This is a genomic window from Lacinutrix salivirga (assembly GCF_053604675.1).
In genome coordinates, this window is sequence record NZ_JBSHNP010000136.1 from 31,053 (window position 1) to 41,218 (window position 10,166).

The 10,166-nt window shown below is 31.9% G+C and carries 10 protein-coding genes and 1 pseudogene; 7 read left to right on the forward strand and 4 right to left on the reverse strand.

Annotated elements, in window-relative coordinates; translation table 11 throughout:
* Positions 1 to 525, reverse strand: coding sequence for a DUF4136 domain-containing protein (locus ACVC5O_RS12855; RefSeq protein ID WP_452221892.1), 525 nt, complete (start codon positions 523 to 525; stop codon positions 1 to 3).
* Positions 526 to 636: 111 nt separating this feature from the next.
* On the opposite strand from ACVC5O_RS12855, the gene ACVC5O_RS12860 reads away from it, so the two are divergent.
* The 3 genes from ACVC5O_RS12860 to ACVC5O_RS12870 are packed head-to-tail and all read left to right on the forward strand — an operon-like array spanning position 637 to position 2,663.
* Positions 637 to 891 (forward strand): autorepressor SdpR family transcription factor, encoded by a 255-nt coding sequence (locus ACVC5O_RS12860; RefSeq protein ID WP_452221893.1) that lies wholly within the window; start codon positions 637 to 639, stop codon positions 889 to 891.
* Between the two features lie 4 nt (positions 892 to 895).
* Positions 896 to 1,552 carry an SdpI family protein gene (locus ACVC5O_RS12865; RefSeq protein WP_452221894.1) on the forward strand — a complete coding sequence of 219 codons (657 nt, stop codon included), beginning with the start codon at positions 896 to 898 and terminating at the stop codon, positions 1,550 to 1,552.
* A 4-nt stretch (positions 1,553 to 1,556) separates the two neighbouring features.
* Positions 1,557 to 2,663: an alpha/beta hydrolase family protein gene (locus ACVC5O_RS12870; protein WP_452221895.1), complete on the forward strand. Its 1,107-nt coding sequence runs from the start codon at positions 1,557 to 1,559 to the stop codon at positions 2,661 to 2,663.
* Here the strand turns inward: ACVC5O_RS12870 and ACVC5O_RS12875 are convergent.
* The 3 genes from ACVC5O_RS12875 to ACVC5O_RS12885 form a co-directional block, all read right to left on the reverse strand.
* Positions 2,660 to 3,370: an ion transporter gene (locus ACVC5O_RS12875; protein WP_452221896.1), complete on the reverse strand. Its 711-nt coding sequence runs from the start codon at positions 3,368 to 3,370 to the stop codon at positions 2,660 to 2,662. The genes ACVC5O_RS12870 and ACVC5O_RS12875 overlap by 4 nt on opposite strands.
* Positions 3,371 to 3,383: 13 nt before the next feature.
* The gene (obgE, locus tag ACVC5O_RS12880; protein WP_452221897.1) at positions 3,384 to 4,382 is read right to left on the reverse strand and encodes a GTPase ObgE; all 999 of its coding nucleotides are present in this window, start codon (positions 4,380 to 4,382) and stop codon (positions 3,384 to 3,386) included.
* A gap of 103 nt (positions 4,383 to 4,485) precedes the next feature.
* A complete protein-coding gene (locus ACVC5O_RS12885; RefSeq protein ID WP_452221898.1) occupies positions 4,486 to 5,598 on the reverse strand; it encodes an adenylate kinase in 1,113 nt (370 codons plus the stop codon).
* A gap of 130 nt (positions 5,599 to 5,728) precedes the next feature.
* Between ACVC5O_RS12885 and ACVC5O_RS12890 the strand changes: the two genes are divergently transcribed.
* The 4 genes and pseudogenes from ACVC5O_RS12890 to ACVC5O_RS12905 all read left to right on the forward strand — a co-directional run.
* On the forward strand, positions 5,729 to 6,883 hold the full coding sequence (locus ACVC5O_RS12890) for a 5-(carboxyamino)imidazole ribonucleotide synthase (RefSeq protein ID WP_452221899.1): 1,155 nt from the start codon (positions 5,729 to 5,731) through the stop codon (positions 6,881 to 6,883).
* Position 6,884: 1 nt separating this feature from the next.
* On the forward strand, positions 6,885 to 7,367 hold the full coding sequence (purE, locus tag ACVC5O_RS12895) for a 5-(carboxyamino)imidazole ribonucleotide mutase (RefSeq protein ID WP_452221900.1): 483 nt from the start codon (positions 6,885 to 6,887) through the stop codon (positions 7,365 to 7,367).
* Between the two features lie 348 nt (positions 7,368 to 7,715).
* Positions 7,716 to 9,746: a M3 family metallopeptidase gene (locus tag ACVC5O_RS12900; RefSeq protein ID WP_452221901.1), complete on the forward strand. Its 2,031-nt coding sequence runs from the start codon at positions 7,716 to 7,718 to the stop codon at positions 9,744 to 9,746.
* A gap of 60 nt (positions 9,747 to 9,806) precedes the next feature.
* A pseudogene (locus tag ACVC5O_RS12905) lies at positions 9,807 to 10,025 on the forward strand (IS200/IS605 family transposase); the annotation flags it as partial.
* Positions 10,026 to 10,166: the final 141 nt, after the last annotated feature.

Consider the following 10,166-nt stretch of genomic DNA (forward strand, 5'->3'; position numbering starts at 1 on the left):
CTATTTTGTTTTAGGAGGATAGCCTTTTAGTACTTTTTCTACCACACTTTTTAACGTTGCTTCGCGTTCGTTTGGTGTACTGTCTGGATTAAAATCACTCTCACTAACCGCTTGCCAAAATAATTGATTAGTATTAGAATCCATAAAATCAAAAACAATCTGGCGATTAACTTTGGATTGCCCAATAGGTAACCCAATAGAAATGCCTCCACCAACATTGCGTCCACTTCCTCCTACTCCAACACCAACAGTGTTGCGTTGTATTGGTTGAAATTCTGAGCTTTTAATATTAATATAAAAATCCGCAGTACTATCTGCTTTTATAAACCCTCTGGCTTGCAAAGCGTTAATTAAAATTCTGTTTAATCGCTTATTATCTAAAGCACTTAAACCAGATTCGCCATCGTCATTGATGTCAAAAGATTTATATTTTTTGAAATCTGTAGATTTTTCATAATCGTAATTAACGGTTACTCCACAAGACATGAGCGTTATAATTAAACCTAAAAATAGAATAGTTTTCATTGCAATATTTTTATTAAAAGTAATCAAAAACTATTCCTTTTAAAACCTAAAACAGATAATAAATTTTGAAAAACAAGATAATATTTAGATATTTGTCTAAATACCTAATTAATGAATCTTTTATTTAAAGCGTTAAACGACGATACCAGAAGGCAAATTCTCGAATTGCTGAAAGAAAAAGATTTAACTGCTGGCGAAATTGCAGATGCCTTTAATATTTCTAAGCCTAGTATATCGCATCATTTAGATATTTTAAAACGAGCAGATTTGGTATCCAGCGAAAAAAAAGGACAATTTGTAGAATACTCCATTAACACGTCCATTTTAGAAGATGTGCTACAATGGATAATCACTTTAAAAAAATAAGCTTATGAAATCTCTATTTAAAAAAGACGTTTTACTACTTATAATTGTTGCTATTCCTTTTGCTTATTTAGCCTATTTATGGAATGATCTACCAGAAACTGTACCAATACATTGGAACGAAAAAGGCGAAATAGATGGCTATGGTAGCAAAATAACCTTATGGCTAATTCCAATTCTATTACCATTATTAGTTTTTATACTTTTTAGCATTATTCCAAAAATTGATCCTAAAGGTCAAATTAAAAAAATGGGAAATAAATATGGACTAGTCAAGTTTTTACTCACCACATTTATGTCTGTTTTAGCCATTTTTATTATTTACAGCTCTAAATCGCAATCGCTTACCAACCCAAAAATAATCCTATTATTTATAGGTTTTTTATACCTAATTTTAGGTAATTATATGAAAACTTTTAAGCCAAATTATTTTGTTGGAGTAAGAACACCTTGGACTTTAGAGAATGAAACAGTCTGGAAAGCAACTCACAAAATGGCTGGTAAACTTTGGCTTATTGGTGGATTAAGCATCATAATATTAAGTATGGTTTTGAGTACAGAAAGTATATTCACTGTATTTATTGTAATAACAATTATAATAGCTGTTATACCAATTGTTTATTCTTATCTGAAATTTAAAAAACTAAAACGCATTAATTCTTAATAATATGAAACCACTATATCTCATTTTTACATTTTGTTTTTTATGGTTTTCAACTGAAGGCATCGCACAAAACACCAAACCTCAAGAACCAATACCTCCTTTTCAATATAGTTCTGAAGAAGTAAACTTTAAAAACATTAAAGCCGATAACATTACACTTTCAGGAACCTTAACGTTACCAAAAAACAAGAAAAAACCTGCTGTTGTAGTACTAATTGCTGGTTCTGGACCACAAAACAGAAATAGTGAGATTTTAGGACATAAACCTTTTTTAGTAATTTCAGATTATTTAACCAATAATGACATTGCAGTTTTACGTTTTGACGAAAGAGGCATTGAAAAATCCGAAGGCAACCACAAAACAGCAACAACATTCGATTTAGCGTCCGATGTTAATGCAGCTGTAGAGTATTTAAAAACCAGAACAGATATTAATACTAGTAAAATTGGGTTAATTGGTCATAGCGAAGGTGGACTAATTGCACCAATTGTAGCTTCCAAAAACAAAACAGTTGCCTTTATTGTGCTTTTAGCAGGACCAGGAGTTAATGGCCAAGAAGTATTACAATCACAAAGTAAAAAAATTGCCGAATTAAGCGGAACCACACAAGAAGGCATTGCCTTTAACAATAATCTTACAAGTGTTGCTTACGAGGTGATTAAAACAGAAAAAGACACTTCTAAACTTAAAACTAACATCACAAAAGCCTTAGAAAATTACAAAAGCGAATTAGAGTCTGAGAACAGTCCGTTTGCTATTTATGTTAACGAGTTTACCATTAAACAACTAACAAATCAATTAACAAATCCTTGGATGCTGAGTTTTTTAAAAATAGAACCTCAACATTATTTATCTCAAGTAAAATGTCCTGTTTTAGCCATTAATGGCACTAAAGATTTACAAGTTTTACCAGATTTAAACTTAAATGCGATTGAAAGTGCTTTAAAAAAAGGAAACAATAACGCTATAACTATTATACAATTAGAGGGTTTAAACCACTTATTTCAAAAAAGCGAAACAGGCTTACCACAAGAATATGCAGGCCTAGAAGATACGTTTAATATAGACGCTTTAATGGTAATTAAAAACTGGATTTTAGAGCAAATTTAATCTTCATCTTTGCTATCTACAGATTTTGTTAATGCAGAAGAAATTATACCTGTTGGTATAGCAACAATACCTAAGCCAATCATTAAAATAATAAATGTAAACACACGTCCACCAACTGTTATTGGATAAACATCACCATAACCTACTGTTGTTAGTGTAATAATTGCCCACCACAAACTATCAAAAATTGAAGAAAAATGCTCTGGCTGTGCTTCGTGCTCAAAATAATAAATACCTATTGCAGAAAAATAAATAAGTAAAAGAGTAATAAATAGGAATAAGAAAATTTCTTCTTTAGCAGATTGGATGGCTTTACTAAAGTGATTAATTGCTTTGTTGTATCTCACTAATTTTAAAACTCTAAATAATCTTAAAAAACGAAGTGATCTTAAAAAACGTAAGTCTAACCCAAAAGACAAGTAAAAAGGAAGGATAGCTAGTAAATCTATGATTCCGAAAAAACTAAAAATAAATTTAGGCTTACTATCTGCCACATAAATTCTTAGTGCATACTCTAATGTAAATACAACCACACTAAAAATTTCAATAAATTGTAAAATACTTTTAGTTAAAGGTTCTAAATCTGGTATGGTTTCAATTGAAAACGCAATTACAGATATTAAAATTAAGGCTTGAATGAAAAAAGAAAAAAACCGACTAGCTTTGTTATCATTAATTTCAACAATAGACTTAATGTATGATTTCATAAACTAATTAGGTTTAATCATTTAACATTTGCCACAATTTGTCTTTTAATTCTGTTAAGCCTTGTTGTGCAACACTAGAAATAAACAAATATGGAATTGGTAACACTTTATCCAATTCTTTTTTAAATTCTGCTTGTAATTCGTCATCCAACATATCGGATTTAGTGATGGCGATTACTCGATCTTTATCCAACATTTCTGGATTATAGCGTCGTAATTCGTCTAACAGAATATCGTATTGTTTTTTAATATCTTTAGCATCCGCAGGAATCATAAACAATAAAATAGAGTTACGTTCTATATGGCGTAAAAAGTAGTATCCAAGTCCTTTACCTTCGGCTGCGCCTTCAATAATACCAGGAATATCTGCCATTACAAAGGTTTGAAAATCACGATACTTAACAATTCCTAAATTAGGTTTTAGTGTAGTAAACTCATAATCTGCAATTTTTGGTTTTGCAGCAGTTAATACAGATAACAATGTTGATTTTCCAGCATTTGGAAACCCAACTAATCCAACATCTGCAAGTACTTTAAGCTCTAAAGTAACATATCGTTCTTCCAGAGGCATGCCTGGTTGTGCGTAACGAGGTGTTTGGTTTGTAGAAGATTTAAAGTGCCAATTGCCTCGTCCTCCCATTCCGCCTTCTGCAACAATCATTTCCTGACCTTCTTCTGTAATTTCAAATAGTATGTCGTTGGTCTCAGAATCTCGCACTACTGTACCTAGTGGTACTTCTACGTAAACATCTTCACCATCTGCTCCTGTGCTTCTTCCACTACTTCCATGTGCACCATGTCCTGCTCTTACATGTCGTTTAAACTTAAGGTGTAAAAGCGTCCAAAGATTAGAGTTTCCTTTTAAAATTACGTGACCTCCACGTCCTCCATCTCCTCCATCTGGTCCACCTTTAGCAATGTACTTTTCGCGATGCAAGTGCGTAGAACCTTTTCCTCCGTTTCCAGAAGAAACATGCATTTTTACATAATCTACAAAGTTACCTTCTGTCATTGTTGTAAGTTAAAAGTTATGAGTTAAAAGTTAAAAGTTATTGACTCTTGGACTTACTCGGTTTATTTTTTTAATCTGTAATTTTTCTTATTAATACAACTAATTATTGCAAAGTATCTATTGTAGTACATAAACGCTTAGTAATATCTTCTATACTACCAACACCATTTACACCAAAATATTTATTTTGAGCAGAATAGTAGTCCTTTAAAATGGCAGTTTCGTTGTAATAGACTTTTATTCTGTTTCTAATAATCGCTTCGTCAGAGTCGTCTTTTCTTCCACTAGTTTTCCCTCGTTCTAATAAACGCTTTACTAGTATTTCGTCTTCAACTTCTAAGGCAATCATTGCATTAACTACAGAGTCTTTAGCGTCTAAGATTTTATCTAAAGCTTCTGCTTGTGTTTCATTTCTTGGGAAACCATCAAATATAAATCCTTTTGCATCTGCATTTCTTTCAACTTCAGCTTCTAACATATCTATAGTCACTTGGTCTGGTACTAAATGACCTTTATCCATATAAGATTTAGCGAGATTACCTAAAGCGGTTTCATTTTTAATGTTATATCTAAATACATCTCCTGTAGAAATGTGCACTAAGTTATACTTTTCTTTTAAAAAATTGGCTTGTGTACCTTTACCTGCTCCTGGAGGACCAAATAAGACTAAATTTGTCATGTGTTGAATGGTTTTTATTTGATAGACTTCTGGTAAATCTCGTCCTAATCCATCGTAGTCTAAACCATAGCCTACTATAAATTTATCAGGAATTTCAATACCAATATAATGTAATTTAAAGTCCTTTTTGTAAGCTTCTGGCTTATAAAAAAGCGTTGCAATACTTAAGGATTTTACGTTTTCGTTTTTAAAAATTCGATGAACTTCAGAAAGTGTATTTCCAGAATCTATAATATCTTCTAAAATCACAACAGTTCTACCTGTTAAATCTTGTGTTAAACCTATTAACCGTTGAATATCTTCGGTAGATTTTACACCTTCATACGAGGCTAATTTTATAAAAGTTACTTCGCAAGGCTTAGGATATTTTTTTACAAAATCGCTAACCAACATAAACGAACCGTTTAATACACCTACAAAAACTGGTATTTCATCGCCTAAATCTTCGGCAATTTGATCGCACATTTTCTGTACAGCAGCATCAATTTCTTCTGCTGAAATAAAAGGTTTAAAGTATTTATCGTGAAGTTGTATCACCTTATTTTTAGTTTTAAAAAAACAAAGATAATCAAATGTTAAAGCATTTACGAATTAAGAGTTAATTCCTTTAGCAATTAGTTTTTTTCGTGCGTTGTGATTTGTACTTTTGTACAAAAGCAGGCAACTTATGAATTACTTTTCGTCGCAATTTAAACTAGGGATTTTAGGTGGTGGACAACTTGGCAAAATGCTACTCTACGACACCAGAAAATTTGATATTACAACCTATGTTTTAGATCCAAGCGATCAAGCACCTTGCAAAATTGCGTGTAACAATTTTACCAAAGGCGATTTAATGGATTACAACACTGTTGTTGATTTTGGTAAACAAGTAGATGTACTAACTTTTGAAATTGAAAATGTTAACGTAGAGGCTTTAGAAACCTTAGAGAAAGAAGGTGTTAAAGTTTATCCTAGCTCAAAAACATTGCGTCAAATACAAAATAAAGCTAATCAGAAATTATTTTACTTAGATCATAATTTACCAACTGCTCCTTTTTCGCGTTTTGCTTATGCTTCCGAAATTGAAGATGCCATATTAAATGGTGGTTTGGAGATGCCGTTTGTGTGGAAAGCAGCACAATTTGGTTACGATGGTAATGGTGTAAAAATTGTTAGGAATCTAGAAGATTTAAAAGCACTTCCTAAAGGTGAGTGTATTGCGGAAAAACTTATTCCGTTTAAAAATGAACTAGCAGTTATTGTTGCGCGAAATGTATCTGGAGAGATAAAAACGTATCCTGTTGTAGAAATGGAATTTCATCCTGAAGCTAACCAAGTAGAGTACGTTATTTGTCCTGCAAGAATTTCTGAAAAAGTAGCTCAAAAAGCACAAGAAGTGGCTTTAAATGTATCTAAAGCCTTTAACCATGTTGGATTGTTGGCAGTTGAACTTTTTCAAACTGAAGACGATGCCATTTTAATTAACGAAGTTGCTCCAAGACCACACAATTCTGGCCACCAAACTATTGAAGCAAGCTACACTTCGCAATTCGAACAACATTTACGTGCCATTTTAGATTTGCCTTTGGGTAAAACAGAGAGCAAAGTTGCAGGAATTATGGTAAATCTGGTTGGTGCAGAAGGGTTTACAGGAGATGTAATCTATGAAAATATAGCCGATATTATGAAAATGGAAGGGGTTACACCTCACATTTATGGTAAACAACAAACAAGACCATTTCGTAAAATGGGACACGTAACAATTGTAAATAAAGACTTAACTGAAGCTAGGAAAATAGCACAAGAAGTGAAGGAAACTATTAAAGTAAAAAGCAAATAATATGAGTAAAGTAGGAATAATAATGGGAAGCAAAAGCGATTTGCCAGTAATGCAAGACGCTATTGAAATATTAAAAGGATTTGATGTAGAAATTGAAGTAGATATAGTTTCGGCTCACAGAACACCAGAAAAATTATTCGAATACAGTAAAAATGCTCATAAAAACGGATTTTCAGTAATTATTGCTGGAGCTGGTGGAGCTGCTCATTTACCAGGTATGGTAGCCTCATTAACACCTTTACCAGTAATTGGAGTACCTGTAAAAAGTAGTAACTCTATTGATGGTTGGGACTCTATACTCTCTATTTTACAAATGCCTGGAGGTGTACCTGTTGCCACTGTGGCTTTAAATGGCGCAAAAAACGCAGGTATTTTAGCGGCTCAAATTATTGGTAGCACAGACCAATGTGTGTTGGATAAAATAATAATGTATAAGGAAGGCTTAAAAGTAAAAGTAGAAGAATCTGCAAAAAACTTAAAATAAGCGCATTAAAAAAGCCTTAGTCTCCTAAGGCTTTTATCGCTATTAATCTTTCTATAAATGAGTTTATATACTCACATCAAAAAAAACTTATACAAATATTGATATTATCTTGTTATTTGACGAAAACCGAATGAAATTAATCAATGAATTAGACGAAACACCTAATTAATCGATGAAAAGCTAAATTTTAACATAAAAAAAAAGCCTCAAAATAAATCTGAGGCTTTTAATCGCTATTAATCAATAATTCTCAAAACGAGTTACCTCATTAGGGAAAAATCATAAAAACAAAATTAATTAATTTATTTAAGTTTACTAGCACTTTTATAAAATAAACCATAAGCATATATGAATACCTTACTACATACATTTAATACAAACTATAATACAGCACCTTTTTTGGCTATAGAAAATGCTCATTTTTTGCCTGCAATACAAGAAGGGATAAAAAACGCTAAAGCAGAAATTGATGCTATTGTCAATAATACCGAAGCACCAACATTTGAAAATACAATTGAAGCCTTAGAATTTTCTGGAGAGCAATTAAATAGAGTCTCTAGTATTTTTTTTAATTTAAATTCTGCTGAAACTAATGAGGAAATTCAAAAATTAGCACAAGAAATTTCGCCACTACTTTCAGAATTTGGTAACGATATTACTTTAAATGAAGCACTTTTTCTAAAAGTAAAAGCGGTTTACGATCAAAAAGACAATCTAGATTTAAGCACAGAACAACGCACGCTTTTAGACAAAAAATATAAAAGCTTTTCTAGAAATGGAGCCAATTTACCAGAAGACAAAAAACAAGAATTAAGAGAAATTGACAAAGAGTTATCGACCTTAAAACTAAAATTTGGTGAAAATGTTTTAGCTGAAACTAATGCATTTGAAATGCTAATTACAGATGAAAAGGACTTAGAAGGCTTACCAGAAGGTGCAAAAGAAGCTGCTAAGCAATTAGCCGAAGCTAAAAACAAAGAAGGTTGGTTAATTACTTTAGATTATCCAAGCTACATACCATTTATGACCTATGCAAAAAATAGGGAACTGAGAAAAAAACTATCTCTAGCCTCTGGGAGCAAAGGTTTTAAAAACGATGCCTTAGATAATCAAAATATAGTATTAAAAATTGCAACGCTTCGGTTTAAACGTGCTCAACTTTTAGGTTATAAAACACATGCACATTTTGTTTTAGAAGAGCGTATGGCAAAAACACCAGAAAACGTTACTAGTTTTTTAAACGAACTATTAGAAAAAGCAAAACCTGCTGCACAAAAAGAATTCGATAATTTAGAGCAATTTGCTAAAAAATTAGATACAATAGACAGATTAGAGAAATGGGATTCGGCTTACTACTCAGAAAAATTAAAGCAAAAACTATTCAGTTTAAACGACGAGCAATTAAAACCTTATTTTAAATTAGAGAATGTAATAAACGGAGCTTTTACTGTTGCTAAAAAACTATTTGGTCTTCAGTTTAAAGAAATAAATACAATAGATAAATACCATAAAGAGGTTCTAACTTACGAGGTTTTAGATGCTTCGGGTGATTTAGTTTCTATTTTTTATGCCGATTTCTTCCCAAGAGCAGGAAAACGAAATGGTGCTTGGATGACCTCATACAAATCTCAAAAAATTAAAAACGGAACTAATGAAAGACCACATGTATCCATTGTGTGTAATTTTACAAAACCAACAAAAACAAAGCCTTCTTTACTAACTTTTAATGAAGTTACAACACTATTTCATGAGTTTGGCCACGCTTTACATGGCATGCTAGCCAACACAACTTATCCTAGTTTATCTGGCACTAATGTGTATTGGGATTTTGTGGAATTACCAAGTCAGATTTTAGAAAATTGGTGTTACGAGAAAGAAACTTTAGAGCTGTTTGCGACACATTATAAAACTGGCGAAGTAATACCTATGGAATTAATAGAGAAAATTAAGGCGTCCTCAACCTTCCATGAAGGCATGCAAACGTTGCGTCAAATAAGTTTTGGTTTATTAGATATGAGTTGGCATGGGCAAGATCCAACGAGTATTACAAACGTAAAAGCACAAGAAGTTAAAGCGTTCGCAAACACTAAACTCTATCCTGATGTAAAAGAGAATTGTATGAGCACAGCGTTTGCTCATATTTTTCAAGGAGGTTATTCTTCTGGCTATTACAGTTACAAATGGGCCGAAGTTTTAGATGCTGATGCATTTGAGTATTTTAAACAAGAAGGCATTTTTAATAAAACTGTTGCAAATAAATTTAAAAACCATGTGCTGTCTCAAGGTGGCACAGAAGATCCATTAGTATTATATAAACGATTTAGAGGTCAAGAACCAAAACCAGAAGCGTTATTAAAACGCGCTGGATTATTGAAATAGAATTATAATACGACATAAAGTTCAATATATTAATAACTTTGAAATAGTTATATTTATATAATGCCAGATACGTATTCACAAATATATATTCAAATTGTTTTTGCTGTTAAAAACAGAAATGCTCTAATAAACTCTAGTTGGGAAGATAAATTATACAAATACATTACAGGAATAATTACACAAAAAAAACAAAAACTTATTGCTATAAATGGTATGCCAGACCATATACATATTTTTATTGGTTTAAAACCTGATTGCTGTATCAGTGATTTAGTTCGTGTGAGTCGTCCTAAAATAGGTTGACAGTTTTTAAAAAATAAATTAAACCAGAGAAGTTAACTTCTCTGGTTTTTTGTTATGTATAAAATTAGGTGTTTTCATGTTAAGATTCAAATGTGGTCTTTTGTTGTTATAAGTTTC